This window comes from Methylocaldum szegediense, assembly GCF_949769195.1.
GTDB classification, from domain to species: Bacteria; Pseudomonadota; Gammaproteobacteria; order Methylococcales; family Methylococcaceae; genus Methylocaldum; species Methylocaldum szegediense.
The window spans coordinates 1,648,808-1,671,635 of the sequence record NZ_OX458333.1; the positions used below are offsets into that span (position 1 = coordinate 1,648,808).

Genomic DNA, 22,828 nt, shown 5'->3' on the forward strand with positions numbered 1-22,828 from the left:
GCTGCTCCATCCCTTAGTTGAGACCGCTCAATGAAAGAAAACGTATTCGATGTTTTGATCTATCTGTTCGAAAACTACATGGATGATGATGTCGAACTGACACCCGACCCCGACATGATTCGTACAGAGCTCTTGGAAGCCGGATTTCCCCAGACCGAAATCAATAAAGCTTTCGACTGGCTCGAATCTTTAGCTGAGCAAAATTCGATCAAGCCTGCTTCCTCGCCCGCATTTCGCATCTTTTCTACGCAGGAGATGGCGAAACTCGATACTGAATGCCGTGGCCTCCTGCTATTTCTGGAACAAAACGGGATTCTCACGCCGACGAGCCGGGAACTGGTCATAGATCGTGTGATGGCATTCAAGGAAGAAACAATCTCCCTGGAAAACCTGAAGTGGATCGTGTTGATGGTCCTATTCAGCCAACCCAACGAGGAAGTCGCCTTCGCGCGCATGGAAAATCTCGTTTACGGAAACCTGCCTAATTATCTGCATTGATAAGCCATCCGTTTTCTTCGGCACGGAAGAAACCGAAGGATCCTTTTCTGTAAAAACGCAAGTAGTTCGCACGCTTAAGCTCCATGAGTCAAAACCTGGTCATTGTTGAATCACCAGCAAAAGCCAAGACCATTGAAAAATATCTCGGCCGAGATTTTCAGGTCTGCGCGTCCTATGGCCATGTCCGCGACCTTGTTCCCAAAGAAGGGGCTGTTGATCCCGATCACGATTTCGCGATGAAGTACGAGCTCATCGAGAAAAACGAGAAGCACGTACAAACCATCACCAAGGCCGCTCAGAAGGCTGACGCCTTGTTTCTCGCGACCGACCCCGACCGCGAAGGTGAAGCCATTTCCTGGCACATTTACGAGATCCTCAAAGACCGCAAAGTGCTCGATAACAAACCGGTGCATCGCGTGGTCTTCCATGAGATCACCAAGCGCGCCATTACCGAGGCGATTCAAAACCCCAAAACGCTCTCCACCGACCTGATCAACGCACAGCAGGCACGCCGCGCTCTCGATTACCTGGTCGGTTTCAAACTCTCGCCGTTGCTGTGGAAAAAGATTCGGCGCGGCTTGTCGGCCGGACGGGTGCAAAGCCCCGCACTCCGGATGATTGTCGAGCGCGAGATCGAAATCGAGAACTTCAAGAGCCAGGAATATTGGACCCTCGACGCTGAAGCCAATGCCGAAGGTCAGAACTTCCGCGCCCGGCTTATCAGCTTGAACGGCGCCAAGCTGGAACAATTCAGCATCGTTACCGAAGAGCAGGCGACCCATGCCCGAAACGAACTGCTTGCGGCAGCGAACGGCAAGCTCCGGGTGGAAAAAATCGAAGAAAAGGAGCGCAAAAGGAATCCCGCGGCACCGTTCATTACATCCACTCTTCAGCAGGAGGCGGCCCGCAAGCTGGGGTTCACGACCAAGCGCACCATGACGATCGCTCAGCAGCTGTATGAAGGCATCGATCTGGGCGGCGAATCCACGGGTCTCATCACCTATATGCGTACCGATTCGGTCAATCTTGCCAGCGAAGCGGTACAGGAAATTCGCGAACTGATCGCGTCCCGATTCGGCGAGGAAAATCTGCCCAAGCAGCCGCCCGTATACAAGACAAAGAGCAAGAACGCTCAGGAAGCCCACGAGGCGATTCGGCCGACCTCGGCTTTTCGGCTGCCGGAACAGGTCAAACCCTATCTCACTGCTGATCAGTACAAACTTTACAATCTGATCTGGAAACGGACCGTCGCCTGCCAAATGATCCATGCCACCATCAAGACCGTCTCGGTCGATCTGTCCTGCGGCACGAAGGGCGTTTTCAGGGCGACCGGTTCGACGGTCGTGAACCCGGGCTTCATGAGCGTCTATCTCGAGGGTAAGGACGATGTTCCGAGCGAAGACGATGAAAGTTTTCTCCCTGGGCTAAAAGAAGGCCAGTCGGTCGATTTGCTCGATATCGTCACCGATCAGCATTTCACCGAACCGCCGCCGCGGTACACCGAAGCGAGCCTGGTCAAGGCATTGGAGGAATACGGCATAGGCCGACCGTCGACCTATGCGACCATTATCTCGACTCTCCAGCAGCGACGTTACGTCGTCTTGGAAAACAAGCGTTTTCGCCCGACGGATGTAGGACGCATCGTCAACAAGTTTCTGACCGAACATTTCACCCAGTACGTCGATTACAACTTCACTGCCAATTTGGAAGACGACCTCGATGCCGTCTCGCGCGGCGAAAGGAGTTGGATTCCTCTGATGCGGGAGTTCTGGTATCCGTTCAAGTCGCTGATCGATGCCAAGGATGAAAGCCTGAAACGCGCGGACGTCACGCACGAATTGCTCGATGAGACCTGCCCCGAGTGCGGCGGACGACTTTCCATACGCCTGGGACGTAACGGTCGCTTCATAGGGTGCACCAACTACCCAGAGTGCAAATACACCCGCAACATCAACGGGGATGCTATGCCCGCCGCGTCGGAAGTCGTGGAAGGAAGGGTCTGCCCGGAATGTTCCTCGCCGCTGGTAATCAAGACCGGTCGGTTCGGGAAGTTCATAGGCTGCAGCAATTATCCTAAGTGTAAGCACATCGAGCCGCTCGAAAAGCCCGAGGAAACCGGGGTACATTGTCCGGAATGCAAGAAGGGCCAATTGATCAAACGCAAATCGCGCTTCGGGAAGTTGTTCTTCTCCTGCAATACTTACCCGAGTTGCAGCTACGCGGTCTGGAACCCGCCCATTGCCGAGCCTTGCCCAAATTGCGGCTGGCCTATCTTGACACTGAAAGTCACCAAGCGGCGCGGCACCGAGAAAGTCTGCCCCCGTAAGGAATGCGGTTATGTCTCGCCTTATGAAGGCGAGCCGCTGGCCGAAGCTGCAACCTAGCTTTTACCTGTTACCTGCGAGCCCGCAAAGCGATGCCTTCGCGATTTCGCCTGAGGCTCGCGGCGACCCATCTCCGTCGCGGCGGCATCGTCGCTTATCCTACCGAGGGTGTGTACGGGCTCGGGTGTAATCCTCTAGACCGAGAGGCGGTGTTGCGCCTGCTGGCGCTGAAAGAACGCCCCACGACAAAAGGACTGATCCTCATTGCCGCCGAATTCGACCAAATCGAGTCTTATCTCGACATCCCCAACGACGCGATGCAGAGCAGAATCTTGGCCACCTGGCCGGGCCCCGTCACCTGGATCGTCCCTGCGGCCGGATGGGTTCCGAAATGGCTGCGAGGCGAACACGCAAGCCTAGCGGTTCGCGTCACGGCACACCGGGATGCCGCCGCCCTGTGCCGCGCTTTCGGTGGGCCCATCGTATCGACCAGCGCTAACAAAAGCGGCCGCCCGCCTGCCCGCACCCCGACCGCGGTTCGGCGTTACTTTTCGACCGACCAGGTATTGGTCGTCCCCGGGCGACTCGGTGGACTGGGCGGTCCCACCATGATCTACGACGCATCCACCGGCGTTCGGATACGTTAAGAAACCTTTGGATGAGCCTTTTTCTTCTGGGCTTAGCTTTATCCACAAACCCTGGGTAGCGATGGATGATCCAGAGGGAGCGAAATGGGGTTTTAAATCCTTCGCCAGTCCTGTCCTGAGGCTTTCGACAAAGCTCAAGACATACACCCTTCGACGGCATGAGGACACGCTTGTCCAAGTCTCTTATGAACACAATCGAAGGGGCTTGACCCGAATCCTCTTGTTCAGAGCTTCCTTAACATCTAACCCCGAATCCGGATATATCGCTGTCGTCAACAATCGATTGGTCTCGTTTTTGGGGGTGCGCAGCCACTGTTGCCGCCGTGGATCGGAGTCCGGCCGCGGCCTTCAGGTCCGATTCAAGGCAATGGCCATTGCTACCATAGGTAACCGAACTGCGCGAGCCTCGCATTACCGCCAAGCCGCCGTCCACGTAACAGTAGACGCACACCTTGGGCTTTGACGTAGTGGCGACGGTGGCGGTCAACTGGAAGCCGCAAGACGGCCCCAAGAAACGGATATCGTTGTCTTTCCTACTGCGCGTTAACGCTGCTCGCGCAAAACCTGGTCTTGGAAACCACGCAGGAAGCGGACGAAGGCCGAACCGACTTACCGCGCCGTGTGGCCGATTTCCCGATCGAAGACCGTCCGATGGAACCCCTCCGGTCGCCGGGTTGCGTCATTCACGGCGGTGATATCCGTCAGCACCAGTACCTTCAGTAAGCGAGCCTAGGAGGTAGCCAAGGCACACTCGAAACGCCTCATGTTTCGGGCGAGTAGACCGCGGAATTATCTCGACGCGCAACCGCTTCGTTACCTTACGATCAAACCTCGTCCCACCAACTAACCGTTGGTCGTTCAATCCTTGGAGACCCACTTCCCCGTAGCAGTCGAGGTATCGGCGGAACGCCCGCTCACGGCCTTCCAAAGACCGCGTCGCCTCCCTTTTTCCGACATGTATACGTGTTTTCGAACCTCATCAGACTCTTCTGTAGTCGCCCCCTGTCTCTTTCAGCCGTCACCAAGCTTCGTTGAAACCGTACGGATCAGACGCTATAACCCTGGACAGGTATTGGCTTCCAACAATCCGGACGTTTTTAACTTGACACACCGAGTTCTCATCCATAGCATTCCACCATTTTGCAGGACACCGCCGCAGCGAGAGCGACTTCATACTTAATGACCATATCGACTTCGTCACAGATCACGCCGACAGCTTCACAAGATCCAAAAACAGCCTTCGCGAGTATCCGCTGTTTGGTAGAAGAGGAAACTGCGGCTGTAGATCGGCTCATTCTTCGCGAGCTCAGCTCCGATGTGCTACTCATCAATCAGATCGGCCGGTATATCGTAAACAGCGGCGGCAAACGCCTCAGGCCGATGCTGTTGCTGCTGGTCGCCAAAGCCCTGCAGTATCGAGGACAGCAACACATTACCCTCGCGGCGGTTATCGAGTTCATTCACACGGCGACCTTGCTCCACGACGATGTCGTCGACGAATCGACCCTCCGCCGAGGACGAAATACCGTTAACGCGCTCTGGGGAAACGCGGCCAGTGTCTTAGTGGGGGATTATCTATACTCGCGCTCGTTCGAACTCATGGTGAGTGTGCGGAACCTCCGCGTCATGGAGATTCTTTCCCGCACCACTACGGCGATCGCCGAAGGCGAGGTATTACAGCTACTCAATTGCAACAACCCCGCGACAACCGAACACAAGTATCTCGAAGTCATCTCCCGTAAAACCGCAATTCTGTTCAGCGCTGCGGCGCAACTCGCGACCGTATTGACAGGCGCTTCGGAACCGATCGAACTGGCGCTGAAGGACTACGGCCTTCACCTCGGAATTGCCTTTCAACTAATTGACGATGCCTTGGATTACATGGCCAATCCCGAAGAACTCGGGAAAAATCTGGGCGACGACTTAGCCGAAGGCAAGCCGACGTTGCCCCTGATCTATGCCATTGAGCACGGCAACGCGGCCCAAGCCGCAGTACTCCGCAACGCCATCGAGAACGGCGATCGTGATGCATTCCGCGAAGTTTACGAAATCGTTGAATCTACCGACGCAATCGCGTACACTGCACGGCGCGCTAGGGAAGAAGCAGACAAAGCGGTCGAACTGCTCAGCGTTCTTCCCGCATCGGAATATAAAGACGCCCTCGTTCGATTAGCCCACTTATCGGTCGAACGAAGCTATTAAAGTCCACTATTCGGGGTGTAGCTCAGCCTGGTAGAGCACTGCTTTCGGGAGGCAGGAGTCGGAGGTTCGAATCCTCTCACCCCGACCATTTAAATCAAAGTCTTATTCCGCACCCTCACACGGCATTCTCGGCAGCGTAAAACCGCGTTCGCATCCAGTACGGCTACTGCATCCCGCACTGAGCCCGGGAACAGGTGAGCATATAGCCAGTCCGTAATTCGAAGGTCTCGTTCGTGGCTTCGCTTTTCCACGCTAGGGCCGTCGAGGTACAGAACCATCAAACCGTCGAACGTCGGGCCCTTCTTTTTCGGCTTTGGCCCGCTGGGCTTCTCTCCCGCGATTTCTACAGCCCAGCTTGCTCGGATCGCCTTCACTCTCTCCTTTCACGGATCGTCTTCGCGTCGAACTTGAGTAGAGCACCGAACCGTTCGGCCGTTAGCGTCGGTGTAGGTGCACCGCCAGAACGGCGAGTCCGGACGCTCGAAGACGCCGTCTTGATCCCGTTTTCGTTGTTTGCGCTTTGGCATGTGTCATCGAGAATGACCGCGTGGTTTCCGCACTCGCCCGGTGCCGTCTCTACGGCGCCCACAGCACAGGCGCAAAGCGAGACCATAGTGTCGTCCTCGTACGTCACGAGGCCCATTTCTTCGACCGGAAAACCGTCCTCATCAGAGATAGCCAGCATGACATACCCATGGATCAAGAGCCGTGTCAGATAAGCTACTGTGGAAGCGTGTTTCAGCTTGCGCGTCTGTCCCGGCGCTCCGGCAAGAAAATCCCCACGCCCTTCCATACCCTGCAGCTGGCGTAACTTCGCCCCGACCCGAAATTCACGACCACCGAGCGGCTGTCGGCCTTGTCATGGATTTCCCCGATGATTCCGGCTTGCGGGATATCGCCCTGAGCCGCGGCGAGCCACTGGGCGAACGCCTCGGGCTTATCCGCTAGCCATACAAGGCCGTCAACGTCCAGTAGGCACGGCGCGAGCGATCGGCGGGTGGGGTCGAATCGTCCGCGTGTACGATAGGAGAGAAAGCGTTGGTTCCTTACTGTCGCCAGGCAGATCGGGTTTTTCGATCGGCTGCGAGTAGAGACGGAGTCAAAAAACGGCCGGGACTGCAATCCGGGCGATTTCAGGGCCGGATACTGGCCTCTTGGAGAGACCAACGTCGGATTAGCCCGGATATTTCATCAGCTCTTTTCGCGGGCAGGAGTAATGGGGCGGTTGGGTCAACGGCATGCGACTAGGGAAGGCGATCGGGCAAAAACGAAGGGATTTCTGAACAATCGACGCAAGTCCCCCTTACCCCATTGTTTGTCATCGTGCCGGGGACCGCACTCGGACCGGGTCAGGTGGCGAGGATACGGGCGGCGACGAGAAAGGTCTCACGCTGGGGATGATGCGAGGCGAAGAGGATAGGAATGCGGCGCGTATTGCGCACCACCGAAGCGCCGATCTTAAGGAGGTTCACCCGAATCGTCGCGGCGGTTGCCCGCGCCAGCTCGGTACCGGCGAGCGCGATCTCGCGCAGCCGCTGCATCAGCGTATACGCGAGGGCAGCCCACAGCAGGCGCAGCGCGTTGGCGAGAAAATTATGGCCACTGGCGCGGGTGCCGAAGAGGTCCAGTTGTGTTTCCTTGATCCGATTTTGTTCGCCGCCTCCCTACGGCTCACCCCTTCGGGGCTTCCGCTCCCATTCGATCCTATCGAATGGGTCGGCTTCTCCGCGCTGACAGTAGAGCGGATCGTAGAGGGCGTCGGCGTTCCCTTCAAGATTCGTCACCACGAACCTTGGATTGGCGCCTTGGCTGCCAAACTCCAAGCAGGTGATGATGCGCCGTTCGATATTCCAGGAGTCGGCCGCGTAGCGGAATTCGTGAATGCGGCGCTGCTTGAGACCGGTTTCGGCAAAGGCGGCTTTGAGCTCGTCTTCCCAAGCCGCGACGGCCTTGTGCAAGCGCGCATTGCGCACCACACCGATCACATAGCCAACAGCATGGCGTTCGCACCAACGCAAGAGCCTCTGCCGGCAGAAGCCGGAATCGCCCCGGACGATGATGCGAACCTTCGGCCACGCCTGCCGTAAGCGTGTCACCAACAGTTTGATCACCGCCGCCGAATGCTTCGCCCCATCGATCCGGCTGGGCCGCAAAAGACAGATCAGGAGCGCTTGACCACAAAAGACATACAGCGGCAGATAGCAATACTGATCGTAGTCGCCGTGAAATGGGGCGAGTTCCTGATGCCCGTGCAGCGGCACATCGGAGGCGTCGATGTCGAGGATCAGCTCGCGCGGTGTTTGAGGCTGGGACGCGATGAACTGCTCAACCAGCACCCGATTCAAGGCCACCACATCGGCACGGCTGGCACGGGTTTCCAGGCGTGAGAACGTCGGGCTGCTGGCCAGAGCCGTCACCTTGCCCACCGCCGTTTGCAGCAGCGGATCGTGCCGCAGCCGGTCATGATCATTGAGGTCCTCATAGCCGCAACACAGACCCTAAAGCCGTTGGGCGACCAGGTCTTGCAGGGCATGTGTGATGCGGTTCGGAGCCCTCGGATCGTTCAACGCCTGCGCTACCGCCTTCGATAAGCCAAGGCGTCGATCCAGCTGCCGCAAGAGCACGAGTCCGCCATCGGAACTGATCGCTCCACCCCGGAAATTGGCTTCGATGACCCGCCGTCCCAGGCGTCCAAATGTCATCTCATCAGCGCTACAATTTGGCATCGGCACAGCTCCCCACACAATCTGTTTCGCAACCTGATTTTATGCGGGTTTCAACGCTGTGCCGACCCTCCTCATGATGAAATATCCGGGCTAAGCGCAATATCGCTACGAGTGGCTGTGGGTCGTAGCTATCCACTTTGTCCGAAATCAGGTCGCTATTTCGACGACCGGAACCGGAAGTCCCTCGCGGCCGCGGAAGCGCGTGACGAGTTCGTCCGCCGGGGACCCGGGGTCCGGTGCAGGGTCAGATCGGCGACCAGCACGGAAAACTGTTAATGGTGCCGGTGGGGGTTTTCCCGCCAGCGCAGGAAATAGCGGTCCACGCCGTTCTTTACGCTCTAATCGGTGAGGTGCTCGACATAGGGATTCCCGATCGTGCACCCTTCCAGGTCCAGGACGGACAGATCGGTGAGGGGTTTTTCCGATGTCATGCGATAGCCCTGCGGGTCAGACCGCTAGCCGCCAGCGCGGTTCCTTCACCTTGTGCTCGCGCGGCGTCGCGTCCCGGGTGAGGTTGTGCTTCCAGTCTTGGAGGCGTACTGCGGCATGCTCTAAGCGAATCAGCAATTGGAAAACGCGCTATTCCGCCTGTCCAATTCCATCGTTCGCCTCAGCGGCGCTCCTGATAAAGGCGTCAATCCTGCCTGTTACTGCCGAAGCCTTCACTCGACATCCCCTCCCCTAATGCCGACGCTCTCTTCGATATCAGATAAAGCAGCCCGACCGCAGTGTGTTCGGAACGAATCTCGCCATTTCGAAGCATGCTAACGGCATCGTCGAGGGTGACTGTCGCCAGTTCGATGTCCTCATGCTCCTCCGGCACGCCGCCACGCCAACAACGCCCCTCATCCAGGTCCACGATGGCGATCAGATGGTGAATCATTTCCGTGCACGCTCCCGGCGAACTGTAAACCGTCAAGGCAAGCTCTAACGATTTTGCCTGGAGCCCGGTCTCCTCGAAGAGTTCCCGAGCGGCGGCTTGTAAGGGCAACTCGCCTTCGTCCATCAGCCCGGCCGGCGCCTCCCACAGAAAGGGCCGCTGGTCTCCCACCAAAAACGCCCCCGGCCGAAACTGACGCGCCAGCAGTACGAGCTGCTTTGCGGGGTCGAACGTATGCACGACAACGACAGGTCGCCGCTTGACCACCTCCCGGATTACGGTTTGGCGGCCGCCGTCGAAGCGGGGTTGCTCGATCGTCACCCGCGAGAGGCCGAGGAAGCCTTGGTGCAGGCATTCCTCGGAAATCACACGCGCACCTACGGGACATTCATTCGTCTTCATCCGTTATTCCTCACGATATCCGCTACGTTGGGCACAAAGCGTTGCGCCAGGGGCATGCGCCGGCCGAATCCAAAAGCCCTTCGGTGAACGCGAATGATGGGCGGGGCCTGCCAGCGCTTGAATTCGGCGTTCTTGACCATGCGTATGACTTTTTGTTGGACGTCCCGGCTGGCCTTATTGGCCAGAGCCAGGGCTTCGACTCGTTCGTCGGCAGACAGTAAATCGGGCTCCAGTATCAATTTGAGCAACGCATCGAGTACGGGATACGGCGGCAGGCTATCCTCGTCGCGCTGCCCGTCGGCGAGCTCCGCGCTGGGCGCCTTTTCGATGATGGCGCGCGGAATGATATCGCGGCCCGCCTCGGCGTTGATGTGTTCCGCGAGGGCGTAGACTTCCGTTTTCCACAAATCGCCGATGAGATTGAGGCCGCCCGACATATCGCCGTACAACGTGGCATAACCGACGCTCATTTCGGATTTGTTGCCCGTGGTCAGCAACAAATGTCCGAAGTGATTGGCGTATTCCATCAAGATACGGCCTCGAATTCGGGCCTGCATGTTTTCGCGGGTCAGCCCACTGGGCGGCGTTCCGAAAGCACGCTCGAATTCAGCGCAGGCGAGCGCATAGTCGGGTTCGATCGCACGGTAGAGAAGCGGCACTCCCAGTGCCTCACAGAGCGCTTCGGAATCCGTCACGCTGCCTTCGGAACTGTGCCGGCTAGGCATGGTAATGGCGACGACGTTTTGGGGGCCGAGCGCTTCGGCGGCGAGCGCCAGGGTAACCGCGGAATCGATTCCGCCGGAGCTGCCCACAACCACTTTGCCGAATCCACATTTCCGGGCGTAGTCGCGGAGTCCTTGGATGATTTGTGCCTTGAAGAAGCCGGAGCCGCAGGTTGGCGCGGGAGGCGGCACAGTCGAATCACGGCCAAGAACATCGAAACGTCCATCACCGACCGGCACGACATCTACATACCCCAGCCCTTCACCGAACGCCGGTAGGCGGCATACGACGCTAGCTTCGGCGTTCTGAGCGAAGCTGTTGCCGTCGTACTGGATTTCATCGTTTCCACCGACCTGGTTGACGTACACCAGAGGCAGCTTCCAATCGGCGAAGCGACGGAACACCGCCTCGCGTTCGAGCACTTTACCGACGTGACTCGGGGACGCGTTGATGCTGACCACGACGTGCGCACCGGCCGCGGCCAGTGCCTTCACGGGATCGACCGCGTATTCCACACGCCCCTCGACCCCGAGATCGTTCCACAGATCCTCGCAGATGGCGAACGCGAGATTGAGGCCACGGAAGGGGTAAATGCCGTCGCGGGTACCGGGTTCGAAATGCCGATCTTCGTCGAACACGGCATATGTCGGCAGAAGCTGCTTGTGATACTTGAAGACTTCCCGTCCGTCCTCGAACACCGCAAGGCTGTTGTGCAAGGCCTTACCGGTACGCAGCGGATTGCGGTCGACGAAACCGACGACCGCCGCCGCGCGCATTCCCTTGGTTGCAGCCGCGATACGCGCGAGATGAGCCTCTTGGGCGTCGACGAAATACGGCAAGTCCAGGAGGTCCATGGGGTAGTAGCCGGTCAGGCCGAGTTCGCTGAACACGATGAGATCGGCCTGATTCCCGGCGTTTTGGATCACCTCTATCATCTTGTCGGCGTTGCCGGCCAGGCCCCCGACCGTGAAATTGAGTTGCGCTAGGCAAAGCGTCAAGCGTGTCATGCGGCCTGCTCCTCGACACCGAAGACTTGCTTCAGATAAGCGACATAAGCGGCATCCTCGCAGACGGTCTTGCCCGGAGAATCGCTGATCTTCGCAACCGGCTGACCGTTCACCCGCACCACCTTGATGACGATATTGAGGGGGCTCGGTCCGAGGTCGTTGGTCAGGTTGGTACCGATTCCGAACCCCGTGCGCGCACGACAGCCGACGTAACGGAACAGATCGATGGCCTTGGGAACGGTCAGTCCGTCACTGAACACCAGCGTTTTCTGGCTGGGATCGACGCGGTGGCGCTTGAAGTGGCGGATGATTTCGTCCGCCCAGCGATAGGGATCGCCGGAATCGTGACGGACCCCATCGAAGAGCTTGCAGAACTTCAAGCCGAAATCGCGCTTGAAGGCCTCGAGATTGATGACGTCGGTGAGCGCGATGCCTAAATCCCCGTCGTACTCCTTGTTCCAGCACTCGAACGCCGCCTTCTGGCTGTCGACCAGACGATAGCCGAGTGCCTGGAAGGTTTGCAGATACTCGTGGGCCATGGTCCCGATCGGCGTCACACCGTAAGCCTTGGCGCAGGCGATGTTGCTGGTCCCGGCGAAGACCCGCGGGAGCCGCTCTTTCAGCGTCCGCACGACGATATGCTGCCATTGCCGACTGAAGCGTCGACGTGTCCCGAAATCGCTCAGTTGAAAACCGCTTCGAGTCCCGGTCTCCTTCCGAATGAGGTCGATCTTCTCGTTCAGGCGACGCAGTCCTTCGGCACGCGTTTCGGGCGTATCGAAGGCCAGGAAGTACAGTTCGTTGACGATCGACATCAGGAAAATCTCGAAACGCATGACGTGGACTTGCGGCCCCTGTATGCGGATCTCGAGCTGCTCGTCGCCCGCGCGCACCTCGACGAAAGGACGGTGCAGCTGGTAAAGGCGCAGGAAGTGGACAAAATCCGGCTTGATGTAGCGCAGGGTCCTAAGATAGTCGAGTTCCGCCTCGGTATAGCGCAAACGGCAAAGGTGTTCGAGCTCCAGCTCGATGTCCGGAATCAAGGGGCGCAGATCGACGTCTGGGGTCCTACAGACGAACCGATATTCCGCTTCCGCACCGGGGCAATGATGGAGCAGCGCCTGCTGCATAGTGATCTTGTAGAGATCATCCTCCAGAAGCGAGGTCACCACCGGCAGGCGTCCGTGCTCGGCATAGAACTCGTGGACGGAAGCGTGCATCTCCGCATCCGGGCTCTCGGGAACCATGCGAAGATATTGGTCGACACGCGCTTTCAATGACGGTGGGTTATTCGAGGCGGTTTTTTTCATAGTTTTCTTCTCAAACGCGAGACAATTCTGAGGCGCAATTGACGATGGCTATCCCTGCCTCAGCAAACGCATCGAGTGTTGCGGTACAACGGGCTTTGTCCACGGCTCGGCAAGCGGCGAGGTTCACGACGACATCGAAACCGCCCCGACGCAGCTGTAACGCTGTCGTCTTGACGCAGTAATCGAGCGCCAATCCGCCCACCCACACCGTGGTCACCCGTTTTTGCTTGAGAAACTCGATGACGCCGGTGGAGCGGGTTTCGGCTAGATCGTGGTAGCAGGCGCCGTAGGGATGCATGTCGGGTTCGACGCCCTTCCACACGAAGAAGTCGTACTCGACCGGTGAGGGTAGCCCGTCCAGAAGCTCGAAGCCACGAGTTCCGACAATGCAGTGCGGATTCCAGCGCACATCGACATTGGCACCCTCGATCGGGGACAGCATTGGGTGGTTTTCGTCGGCGGCCCAAATGGCCGTGGGCGGATGGGCGTCCTTGGACCCGATGCGCAGGTCCGCCATCGCGGCTTGGCGATTGAGTTCGTCAACGATTTCATGGCCGCCCGGCACCGGCAGTTCGTCCGGACAAAGCGGCGTGAAGCCTTTTTGGGGATCGACGTCGAAAGACGCGATGATATTTGTTCTGGGGAATTCCACGTTGGAGACCTCCGACTCCGGGTTGGCGTTACCGCTACGTGGAAGGATCATAGTTCATGTATAATCATTTTGCAAATTGATTTATAAAAGAGCTACACGCATACTGAGATCATGAAGACGCCACCTCGACGTATCGCCGCCTACGGCACCGCCGCCGATCCGCCGCATCTGGGCCATATGGACTGTCTCGCCCAGCTGCTGGCGCTTGATTATGACCTTGTCTACTTCTTGCTGTCAGCCGGCCATGCTTTCGGGAAAACTATGAAACCCTTCGCAAGCCGTCTCGCCATGGCGCAAATGCTCATTGCTGAGCGCTTTCCGGGCGAACAGCGTATCCGCGTCTCTGGCCTTGAGGGCGAGATCGCTCGCTCCACGCCGGACGAGCGGGTGTATTCCATTGATGTCCTCGAACATCTGCGCAGGCTTCACCCACAGGCCGAACTCCATCTTGCCCTTGGCCCCGACAATGCCGCGCCCGAGGTGCTGCGACGGTTCAAGGACTATCAACGTCTGGCGGAAGAATTCGGGTTAGTCACGCTAGAGGAGCGCGTGCACGTGCGGAGCACCTGGATTCGTGCCGAGCTCGGTCGAGCCTGTCCGGATCGGCAGGCTTTGGAAAGCGCGCTCGGAGTTGCACTGACCGATCACCTGCTGACCACGGGCTTGTACAAAAATAGTGGAATCACCGAATGAGTACCGTTCTTGTGACCGCCGACATGGTCGTCTTCGGCCTCATCAACGAACAATTGCATGTACTCTTGGTGCAGCGCGCGGCCGAACCGTTCAATGGCATGTGGGCCTTGCCGGGCGCTGAGCTACTGCCGGAAATCGATCCGAGTCTGGAGCATGCCGCGCATCGCCGACTCGAGGAAAAAACCGGGCTCGGTGACGTCTATCTCGAACAAGTGATCACCGTCAGCGGCCCCGATCGGGATCCCCGTGGCTATAGCATCTCCACGGTCTTCATGGCGCTGGTGCGTCCAGGCGAGTGCCGACTCAAGGCTGGAGATCGCGTTTCCGACGTGGCGTGGTATCCCATCGATCAAGACAAGGTCAGTGTTCCACTCGCCTTCGACCATGAGGAACTGCTCCGGATAGCCACCCGGCGCTTGCGCGCCAAGGCCGAATATTCGCTATTGCCGGCATTGCTGCTGCCGCCGTTGTTCACGGTACCCGAACTCGAGCGCCTATATCACCACCTTATCGGTGCCCCCTGCCCCAACTACACATTGAGGCGCCGATTGGCTACCGGACCATGGCTCAAAAACGCCGGCAAAACAAAGTTGGTGGGAAAAAAACAGACTCGGTTGTACCAGCTTGACCTTGCCCAACTCGGCACCTTTCTCGACGCCTTGTGATGGTAACCATCTGAACGCTGTTACCTCCCGGCGGGAATGTCTTTCCGAGCATGGTCGCCTTGATCTCGGCGTGCGCATTCACCTCTTCGATACTAGCGCGAAACGTCGCGATTTATGGATCAACCACCGAGCTGAATACGATTTTGCCCGGTCTCATTGGTTAACCGCCGCGAGTCGAATTTCAGCCTAGGGCGTGCCAGTTTATTGCCAATGTTGTAATCCTCTGGCTCGTCTTCGTAGCGAATGAAAGCACTTCGGCTATTTTGGGGAAGTTAACCTACTCCTCAGTGGTCTTCCACAGCTACATGTAAGCCAAGACTTACGAAAAAATCAGCTAATACGGACAAGCCTATTATCTGCGCTTTAGCGAGAATAAGTGTCACATCCCGTATGATTATTTACCGAGAAGGCGTGATGCTTGGTTCGAAGCCCGGAGCCTTCTCCAGGAGATATTCGGTTCGTCCAAGTGAGGTTTCTCTCCATGCAGATTCGTCTTCATAAGAACGCCCGTACCACCCCGGCCGTTCGGCAGGCCATTCAAGCGTCCACGTTGAGCGAGCGCGCCTTGGCCCAAAAGCATGGCATTAGCCGAACGACCGTCCGCAAGTGGAAACACCGCTCCTCGGTCGAAGATGCCTCACACCGGCCCCACACCCTCAGAACCACGCTCACGCCCGCCCAGGAAGCCATCGTGGTCTACCTCCGCCAAGCTCTGCTCCTCTCCTTGGATGATCTCCTGGCCGTGACCCGGGAATTTCTCAATCCTGCCGTGTCCCGTTCCGGGCTAGACCGCTGCCTGCGCCGCCACGGGGTGGCGTCCCTCAAGACCCTGCTTCCGCCTACAGAGAAGGCGAAGGTCAAACCCTTCAAGGCCTATGAGCCCGGCTTCCTTCACCTGGATGTTAAGTACTTGCCCGCCATCGACGGCGAACCCCGCCGATACCTGTTCGTCGCCATCGACCGCGCCACCCGCTGGGTCTATGTCGCCCTCAAGCCCAACCGCACCGCCTTAAGCGCAAAGGACTTCCTCAAAGCGGTGATTCAGGCCGCGCCTTTCCGCATCCAGAAATGCCTGACCGACAACGGCTCGGAGTTTACCGACCGTTTCCTGACCCGAACTCGGCAGCCCTCGGGGACGCATGAGTTTGACCGCCTCTGTACTGAACAAGGCATCGAACATCGCCTGATTCCGCCGGGCCGGCCCCAAACGAATGGCCTGGTGGAACGCTTCAATGGCCGCATCGAGGAGGTGTTGCAAACCCATCACTTCGATTCAACCGCCGATCTGGACACCACCCTGCACCGCTATGTCGACCTGTACAATCACCACATTCCCCAAAAGGCCTTAGGCCATCTCACCCCAATTCAGGCGCTCAAAAACTGGCAACTGTCCCATCCTCATCTTTTTCGAAAGAGGGTTTACAATCGTGCGGGACTTGACACCCCGTTTCGTCTTGAGAGATTCGTTTGGAGAAATCGATACCAATAACTAACCATTCATAGGCAAAGTCGCATGAAATCTTTATTTGCAGGTGTTGTTCTATCAACCTTGGCTTTCAGCGCTGGGGCGGAAGCTTTCGCCACTTTGAACGGTATTCCGGCCGACGCCATGAGCGCCGCCGAGATGCAATTGGTAGAAGGCAAAGGACTAATCGGTGGACTTCTTCTTCCCGCTGTCCTTGGACTGGACAATACGGTGGCTGCGACCCTAGAAGCGAAAAACCTGAACGTACTAGGTCTGATCACCCTCGGTGAACTGGGCCGAGTTTTCAAGGAGCCAGGTAAAATCGAATTTCCAAACATTAAGTTTTGACGTTCACGCCGTCGGCTCACCAAGAGCCGACTGTGTTTTTATCGCCAGAAATCTTCATAGGCGGCCTGACATACCGGCTCTTCTGCTGGCAACCCGACCTCGGTCTGACGATGGTCCGACAGCACGCGCCGATCGTCACAATGCACGATCTGGGACATACACTCGCACTCCGTCATTGGGACGGTAACAGGCCGCTTACGGTTTCGGAGATCTGTGCGCCGCCGGGATACACACCCATGTGCACTGCAATCACTATTAAGCTCGATCACCGCAATGGGCTCGGCCACGCCGTTCGATCTGATCGCCGAATACATCATCGATCCGTGGACACTCGCTGGGATCGGCTCTGCATTGTGATTGGCGGGCTTATTGGCACGCAGCCCGGTGATCCGATTCCCGAAGCCTTCATCAGTGGCATTCTGGAGGGAGTCCTACGCGCCTGTTCGGAGCGAGCTGGATGGATGCTCTCAAGCGCTTCGTCGATTACACCGAGGAGAAGTGGGAGAAACTTCAGCTCTAAATCGTGCACTTTGCCGCAGTGTGTTGTCGGTGTCGGGACCATCCCGCAGGCGCGATAATTCGCCAAAGCTCTCGTAAAAGGTCGCCTGCTCACTACAGGCACCACGCCGAACACGCCGGCAAACAGCAGAATGATCACATCCCGGTGAAGCGCGGTCGGCCTAGCGAGATAGAGAATCCAGGGCAAGGTGATCGTCCGGTGATGGCGCGCTTCGCAAAGCGAAACGAAATACTTGGCCGTTCTTGAGACCGGCGCGGAAACGCGGCCCGGATCATCCGTTTCAGGGTCAGAGCGTTAGTCATGGCGCCTCAGGTGCCGGACCCGTCGAATGCGCCCGCCTACGCGGCTAAGTGCAGGCACAGCAAGCCTCGGCACTTCAGCCAAGGGATTCATGACAGAGATCGTTGCCCGTTACTCCCTGTCACGGATGGATTTTGTGAGACTATCTTTTTAACAACGAAAAATCAGGAGCAAAGTTGGCATATGGCCGGATATTCGGGAAGCAATTACGTATTAGGCCGCTCGGATCAAGAAACGACTCGACTTCAAAACCAGGCTCAATTCTACAATTCCTTTACCCGTTGGATTTTCCAGCAGGCTGGAATTCGTGACGGGATGAAAGTTTTGGACATTGGAAGCGGGGCTGGCGACGTCTCTCTATTGGCTGCGGAACTCGTGGGTCCCGAGGGTTGTGTGGTCGGCGTGGACATCAATAGCGATGTGTTGGAAATAGCACGACGCCGAGCTAAGGCGACCGGTCTAAACAACGTTCGGTTTCAGGCCGGTGACATCCGGGATATTGATCTGGCTGATGACTTCGATGCGGTGGTCGGGCGCTTGGTTCTCATGTACCAAGACGATCCCGTCGCAGGGGTGCGAAAAGCAATCAACCATTTGAAGTCTGGCGGGATCGTCGTCTTCGAAGAGCTCGATGCCCGTATTCCCGTACTCGCTGATCCGCCCTCACCAATACTCGACGCGGCCATACGCTGGGTATGGGCCGTTTTTGAGAAGAGCGGAGCCCGGACTCGGATGGGGCTTAATCTCTACAAGACATTTCAAGCCGCCGGGTTGCCTGCTCCAACCATGCAACTCTTCACGCCGGTAGGCGGTGGTAGCGATTGGGCTGGTTACGATTTACTCGCGGATACACTGCGCAGCCTCCTCCCGAAAATCATGGAATACGGCATCGCCTCTGCCGACGAGGTCGACATCGACAGTTTTGCCGAACGCTTTCGTAACGAATTCGTGCGAACAGGCAGCGTTTCCAACTTGCCAGCGCATGTGGGAGCATGGGCAATAAAGCCTTAAAACGGGGTTATTCCCAATTCCCGCCAGAGAAACCCCAAGGAGACCGGTGAGCGCTGTTAGTCCTTGGCTTGCTGAAGCTCGCCATACTCATAGGTCTGCAGCGGGAACTTCATCGGCCCTAAGCTTTCCTGCGTCGTAATCGCTTCACGCGGCGTTGCGCCGTCCAGTGCGGGCAAAGGCAGGCTCATTGGATTAGACTCTAATGTCGGGGTTCGGCCTCATCGGCGAAGCTGAAAAATATTCATGCCTCCGTAACCCCCGGCTCGCAGAAGCAATGGTGTCGGAAAATAGTCGAGTTCAGCCCTTATCATCCGATCGGTACCATCCAAGACCCGTTGGGTTTCGTGGTGCGTCCATCACCTGTCACTGGAAGTTTCTCTCCCGTCTACCGCTACATAAAAGCCGAGCTGCTGGACCAACTGCCGCTCGGAGCGGATGGCGGGCAAGACTTGGATGAGACTGGCGCGCAGCAGGAGCTCTGGCAGAATCGATTCCGACCGGTCCAAGCATAGAAGGCATCAAATTCCGAACCCGGCGTGGTCAGCGGAATGTGGATTGCGACCCTGAACTTTTGAAGCGATTCGTCTTTCAGAATCTGCTCTTCTAAAGTTCGATCGCTGAAGAGCTCTTCCTGCGGGATGTTAACGCCGCGCATAGAGCCTACAAGAGAATGTCGTTAAGACCACCTGCTGAGCGGGTAGTTTTTTCGGTGGTCCCGTCTATTCTTTCTCACACGCTCTTGCAAGGAGTTCGATGTTCAACAGAAGACTCTCACTCGTAAGCAAATGAGTGACGTGACGAAAAACAATAAGCAGGAATAGGTTAAAGCTCTATGCAACTCGTCCCTATCATATTTGCCGTGACCTTGTCTCTTTTCCTGCCGATCCATGCCCAAGCCGACCGTGCTACCCCGGGCCCCATCGGCTGGGTCGGCGGCGCCGACGAAAACTGGTTCAACCCGGCCAACTGGAGCACCGGCCGCGTGCCCGGCCCTGAAGACGATGTATTGCTGGATGCCGACGACAAGGTCGTGATCGACCCCTCCCTGGGTCCAATGCCGGTTCAGATCCGCGACCTGACCATACGCGGCAGGGCGCGCCTGGAGACCCTGCCGGGCTCCCATCTCATCACCCGCGATGAGTTGGTGCAGGACCATGGCCAGGACATCGGCCGCAGCAACGCTACGGAAGGGGATACCCTCGTCATTTCGACGGCGGCCACGCCCATGTCTCGGCGTGCTGATAAGGGTTCCAGCAATCTAATTCTCAATCCAAAGTCAATATCCAGGCGCGATCTGATTCTCAAAACCGGTGCCACCGTGACGCTTGGCCTGGGCGGACGAGAGCCGGCGAGCCTGAGGCGGTCCGACGCAGGCGTAGAGATTCGAAGCGGCGAGGGACACTACGCCACCCTGACGGCGGATTTGGTGGTGCTGAACAGTGAGCCGGGCGCTGACCGCCCTGCCCCGGCCATCCGGAAGCTGCCGCCCGGCCTCCTCTTGACGCTGCACTACGGTTTCCGGCCCGTCGACGGCGACCGCTTCCAGATCATCACCGTCAATCGCCTGCTCGTGGACCACTTCCGCTATCTGCCCGAAGGCGCATTGGTGGGTTGCACGGACGATAATGTCGGCCTCTACATTTCCTATGTCGGCGGTGACGGCAACGACGTGGTGCTCTACGCGAGGAATACCCCGTACGCCCGATGCTTGTCGCTGCCTGCGATACAAAAGGTGCGCGACGTTGCCGACGCCAGCACGCACATCCGCCCTCCACCGCCTAAACTGCCGGTCGACGCCCCGAAGCCAGATAGCTGGCGATAAAAATAAATGGGGTCTCTGACCCCATTTATTTTTATCTGATTATCTGCGATCAATCTCCGCTCGACTTTATCCATTCAAGCCGTATAACCGCGAGCGAATCGATAAAGCGATTCAGTAAAGGGTTTGGAACTTTTTAACATGTCGGCCTCGTTCGGCGCGGTTGAAAGCTGAAAAACACTCGTGGCTCTATAACCGTCGGTGCGCAGACGCGACGGTGTCGGGAAAAGTCGAGATCAGCTCTTATCGCACCCAATTGACACGACCCAACTCCCTTACGGCTTTGGAACTCGGGCATCCCCGGTGACCGGTCGAACCTCCGCCGTTAGTTGCTCAATCTCTGCCACTATCACGAGATAGTCCTCCAGGCTTTTCACCGTGGCTTCCTTTGAATTCGGTACAATCCAGGCGATAGCTCGGTCATCCCCTCGCATAATCACCTTCCAAAAGGCATCCGAGTTTTTACACCGTCTTAAGTGATAAAAAATCCAGGATTCCGCCTGAAAAAAATCTCTCCGGGATGGATATTCGAATAAGGGGTAGTTTTACACTTAAAATGGCGGTTAGGATTCTCACAGTTCGGCTAGGCCGACAGTCTGACAAAGAATTTTAATGGCTGTTAAATATAGTCGGCACTGTTTCAATGTCTCAATTTAACTATTTTCTCTGGTAAACACCAGAAAAAGATACGTATAAACCGCCGCATTGGCGATTGTCTTCCGCAATGAGAAATCTTCCGACAAGCCGCATCGTAACTTTACATCCGTGTCCAGCGTCGTCGGGATCATCTATTTTGATAATGTTTCCATTCGGTTTTACTTCATAATCAAGTTCACCTTCGTGTGCGTTGTCGTCAGGGCCGTACCAGTTAGCATCACCCTTGATACTCAAAAATTCGTCGGTTTTTCCCGCGCCGATCCTGATCGTGTTTCTGATACGGCTTCTGTAGCCATCACCAGTCCGATCGACGAAATAAGTCCAATCGCCGAGCCAGTCATTTTTCGAGACATCGGTTTTCGTTTCGAGAAACTCCAGTTTATCAACCGCAATCCAACCGACCGTTTCGTAGCCTTTCTTAGGCTGATACAGGCTGCAAGCCCAGTTTCCAAAGGTACGTGATACGATTACTTCATCATCGGGAATAACGTAGCTTTTTTTTCGACAGTTTTCGTTTTCCGGACAATCAGCACGTTCACCGGCGTAAAAAAAGACTTTTTCGCCCTTTTTACCCTTGACTTTAGCAATTCGGTAATTGTCATTCTCGATCGAGAAAAGCTCACCGTTGCAAAGGTTATCCGAATTCCCTTCCAACTGTGCTAAAGCCGGAATTGTAAAAAACAAGATCGGTGTAAATAAACAGAGAATTCTCTTCATCTTACGCTCTCTTTTTCGATTCCCACACGATACTGTTGGGCGTCCCGATACAAATTGAAATTGATAAAAATTCCCTTTGGCTTGACATTCCGGCTTGCAAAATTTTTCCTCTTTCGGTCTCTATCCGTTCTCAATCTAATCGTCGCCGCTTATCTCGGAATCAGTTTCCTTTATAATTTTTTGAATAAATTCGCGAGTTTGATTTTGCGCTCCTTTTTTCGATGTCTGTTTTCGATGTTTTATTTTTATTCCTTTACAAGGACGAGCTCGTTTTTTCGGAATGAGCGCAGCATTACTTGGCCAAGCTTCAGTGTAATAGGTTCGAATATTGAAAACGCACAGCTTGGCGATCGCTTGTTCGCAAACCTCCGTTTTGCGCCCCCAAACACAAAGGACGAAATGCATCCAATGGCAGCGTCGACGGCGTACCAGAGCCAACGTGTTTTTTGCGTGTCCCTCAGCTCCACTGTTCGTGCCGCTGAACCGCTGACGCAGAGAGATGCCTGATGTCTACGGCGATTTCCTGAGACCCGGCATAACAATTCAGCGTGACCACTTCGGTAGGCTTTTTGAGTGTAGACATGACGGTGTTTTTCGCAATCTCGAGAACACGAGCCATATCTCGGATATCACTGCCATGATCAGCGCCAAAATTTCGAACAAATCCAAAGGCGGCTCTCCGCGAATCCGAAATTATGTTCCAGCGGCGTCAAAGGTAGCCCGGAGGCGATGGCGACCACTGCCCGCGAAGTCATGAAGATCAGGGATGCGGGCGGCTATCGATATGGGAATGCCAGTTCGTGACGGAGATGCAGGGTGACTTACTCGTGGTCGCCGCCGATGATTTTCTCCTCCACGCCCCTCTGCAGCAGGCGCGTCAGGGCTTAGCCCGCGTCGGGTTTAGGCGGATCGAAAAAGACGGCAAACCCGGCGAAGCCCAGCTGACTCTCGTCGCTCACGACAGCATGCCGATCGCCCTCTGCCGACGTCTCGAGAAGCGACGGCCAGCACGGGAAATCCTTGCTCGCTCAATCCGGCGAACCGCGCCGCGACCAGACTACGGGCGGCCTCGTCCAGAGGCTGGGCGGTTCCACGATTGTTGGATAGGAAGGAGGTGGACAGATTCGGTCGGAGTGCTGTCATACCGAACCCCTGCCAAGCCTGACACACGCCCCCAGGCTCATGCGGCGGGTCGCCGTGCCCGCCTATATTAGGCCGGTCTAATCAACTAGAGTGCCTTTTTTGATCCAACCAGAACATCG

General features: G+C 56.7%; 19 protein-coding genes, 1 tRNA gene and 1 pseudogene. 11 read left to right on the forward strand and 10 right to left on the reverse strand.

Going from position 1 to position 22,828, the window contains the following annotated elements; genetic code table 11:
• The first annotated feature begins 30 nt into the window (after nucleotides 1–30).
• From QEN43_RS07000 to QEN43_RS07020, 5 genes are all read left to right on the forward strand, one after another.
• Nucleotides 31–498 carry a DUF494 family protein gene (locus QEN43_RS07000; protein ID WP_026610182.1) on the forward strand — a complete coding sequence of 156 codons (468 nt, stop codon included), beginning with the start codon at nucleotides 31–33 and terminating at the stop codon, nucleotides 496–498.
• 83 nt (nucleotides 499–581) lie between these two features.
• The gene (gene topA / locus QEN43_RS07005; protein ID WP_026610181.1) at nucleotides 582–2,882 is read left to right on the forward strand and encodes a type I DNA topoisomerase; all 2,301 of its coding nucleotides are present in this window, start codon (nucleotides 582–584) and stop codon (nucleotides 2,880–2,882) included.
• Between the two features lie 32 nt (nucleotides 2,883–2,914).
• Entirely contained in the window at nucleotides 2,915–3,469 is a 555-nt protein-coding gene (locus QEN43_RS07010) for an L-threonylcarbamoyladenylate synthase (protein WP_026610180.1), read from the forward strand.
• A 1,179-nt stretch (nucleotides 3,470–4,648) separates the two neighbouring features.
• Nucleotides 4,649–5,671 (forward strand): octaprenyl diphosphate synthase, encoded by a 1,023-nt coding sequence (gene ispB / locus QEN43_RS07015; RefSeq protein WP_026610179.1) that lies wholly within the window; start codon nucleotides 4,649–4,651, stop codon nucleotides 5,669–5,671.
• Nucleotides 5,672–5,682: 11 nt separating this feature from the next.
• Nucleotides 5,683–5,759: transfer RNA gene (locus QEN43_RS07020), tRNA-Pro, on the forward strand.
• A gap of 282 nt (nucleotides 5,760–6,041) precedes the next feature.
• On the opposite strand, the gene QEN43_RS07025 is transcribed toward QEN43_RS07020, so the two are convergent.
• From QEN43_RS07025 to QEN43_RS07050, 6 genes and pseudogenes are all read right to left on the reverse strand, one after another.
• Nucleotides 6,042–6,464, reverse strand: coding sequence for a hypothetical protein (locus QEN43_RS07025; RefSeq protein WP_026610177.1), 423 nt, complete (start codon nucleotides 6,462–6,464; stop codon nucleotides 6,042–6,044).
• 556 nt (nucleotides 6,465–7,020) lie between these two features.
• Nucleotides 7,021–8,397 (reverse strand): annotated as a pseudogene (locus tag QEN43_RS07030) (IS1380 family transposase).
• A 634-nt stretch (nucleotides 8,398–9,031) separates the two neighbouring features.
• A complete protein-coding gene (locus tag QEN43_RS07035; RefSeq protein ID WP_051331601.1) occupies nucleotides 9,032–9,679 on the reverse strand; it encodes an NUDIX domain-containing protein in 648 nt (215 codons plus the stop codon).
• On the reverse strand, nucleotides 9,676–11,409 hold the full coding sequence (locus QEN43_RS07040) for an NAD+ synthase (RefSeq protein WP_051331600.1): 1,734 nt from the start codon (nucleotides 11,407–11,409) through the stop codon (nucleotides 9,676–9,678). Before QEN43_RS07040 ends, QEN43_RS07035 begins: the two co-directional genes overlap by 4 nt.
• Nucleotides 11,406–12,719 carry a nicotinate phosphoribosyltransferase gene (gene pncB, locus QEN43_RS07045; RefSeq protein ID WP_235726570.1) on the reverse strand — a complete coding sequence of 438 codons (1,314 nt, stop codon included), beginning with the start codon at nucleotides 12,717–12,719 and terminating at the stop codon, nucleotides 11,406–11,408. The genes QEN43_RS07040 and pncB overlap by 4 nt, the downstream gene beginning before the upstream one ends.
• Before the next feature lie 10 nt (nucleotides 12,720–12,729).
• Nucleotides 12,730–13,422: a nicotinamidase gene (locus QEN43_RS07050; protein WP_084161870.1), complete on the reverse strand. Its 693-nt coding sequence runs from the start codon at nucleotides 13,420–13,422 to the stop codon at nucleotides 12,730–12,732.
• 60 nt (nucleotides 13,423–13,482) lie between these two features.
• Here QEN43_RS07050 and QEN43_RS07055 point away from each other — a divergent pair, with 60 nt between their 5' ends.
• The 5 genes from QEN43_RS07055 (at nucleotide 13,483) to QEN43_RS07075 (ending at nucleotide 18,373) form a co-directional block, all read left to right on the forward strand.
• Complete coding sequence (locus QEN43_RS07055) at nucleotides 13,483–14,064, forward strand: nucleotidyl transferase family protein (RefSeq protein ID WP_026610174.1); 582 nt, start codon at nucleotides 13,483–13,485, stop codon at nucleotides 14,062–14,064.
• Nucleotides 14,061–14,729, forward strand: coding sequence for an NUDIX domain-containing protein (locus QEN43_RS07060; protein WP_051331599.1), 669 nt, complete (start codon nucleotides 14,061–14,063; stop codon nucleotides 14,727–14,729). Before QEN43_RS07055 ends, QEN43_RS07060 begins: the two co-directional genes overlap by 4 nt.
• 481 nt (nucleotides 14,730–15,210) lie before the next feature.
• Nucleotides 15,211–16,218: an IS481 family transposase gene (locus QEN43_RS07065; protein WP_317963871.1), complete on the forward strand. Its 1,008-nt coding sequence runs from the start codon at nucleotides 15,211–15,213 to the stop codon at nucleotides 16,216–16,218.
• 24 nt (nucleotides 16,219–16,242) lie between these two features.
• Nucleotides 16,243–16,542, forward strand: a complete 300-nt coding sequence (locus QEN43_RS07070; RefSeq protein ID WP_026610173.1) for a hypothetical protein — start codon at nucleotides 16,243–16,245, stop codon at nucleotides 16,540–16,542.
• A gap of 820 nt (nucleotides 16,543–17,362) precedes the next feature.
• Entirely contained in the window at nucleotides 17,363–18,373 is a 1,011-nt protein-coding gene (locus QEN43_RS07075; RefSeq protein ID WP_084161867.1) for a class I SAM-dependent methyltransferase, read from the forward strand.
• A gap of 56 nt (nucleotides 18,374–18,429) precedes the next feature.
• Here QEN43_RS07075 and QEN43_RS07080 read toward each other — a convergent pair whose 3' ends face one another.
• The gene (locus QEN43_RS07080; protein ID WP_268870471.1) at nucleotides 18,430–18,561 is read right to left on the reverse strand and encodes a hypothetical protein; all 132 of its coding nucleotides are present in this window, start codon (nucleotides 18,559–18,561) and stop codon (nucleotides 18,430–18,432) included.
• Between the two features lie 644 nt (nucleotides 18,562–19,205).
• On the opposite strand from QEN43_RS07080, the gene QEN43_RS07085 reads away from it, so the two are divergent.
• Nucleotides 19,206–20,195, forward strand: a complete 990-nt coding sequence (locus tag QEN43_RS07085; protein WP_026610170.1) for a hypothetical protein — start codon at nucleotides 19,206–19,208, stop codon at nucleotides 20,193–20,195.
• Between the two features lie 654 nt (nucleotides 20,196–20,849).
• Here the strand turns inward: QEN43_RS07085 and QEN43_RS07090 are convergent.
• From QEN43_RS07090 to QEN43_RS07100, 3 genes are all read right to left on the reverse strand, one after another.
• Nucleotides 20,850–21,566, reverse strand: a complete 717-nt coding sequence (locus tag QEN43_RS07090) for a hypothetical protein (RefSeq protein ID WP_317963872.1) — start codon at nucleotides 21,564–21,566, stop codon at nucleotides 20,850–20,852.
• A 135-nt stretch (nucleotides 21,567–21,701) separates the two neighbouring features.
• A complete protein-coding gene (locus QEN43_RS07095) occupies nucleotides 21,702–21,971 on the reverse strand; it encodes a hypothetical protein (RefSeq protein ID WP_026610167.1) in 270 nt (89 codons plus the stop codon).
• Between the two features lie 52 nt (nucleotides 21,972–22,023).
• Nucleotides 22,024–22,149, reverse strand: coding sequence for a hypothetical protein (locus QEN43_RS07100; RefSeq protein WP_268870470.1), 126 nt, complete (start codon nucleotides 22,147–22,149; stop codon nucleotides 22,024–22,026).
• Nucleotides 22,150–22,828 lie beyond the last annotated feature (679 nt).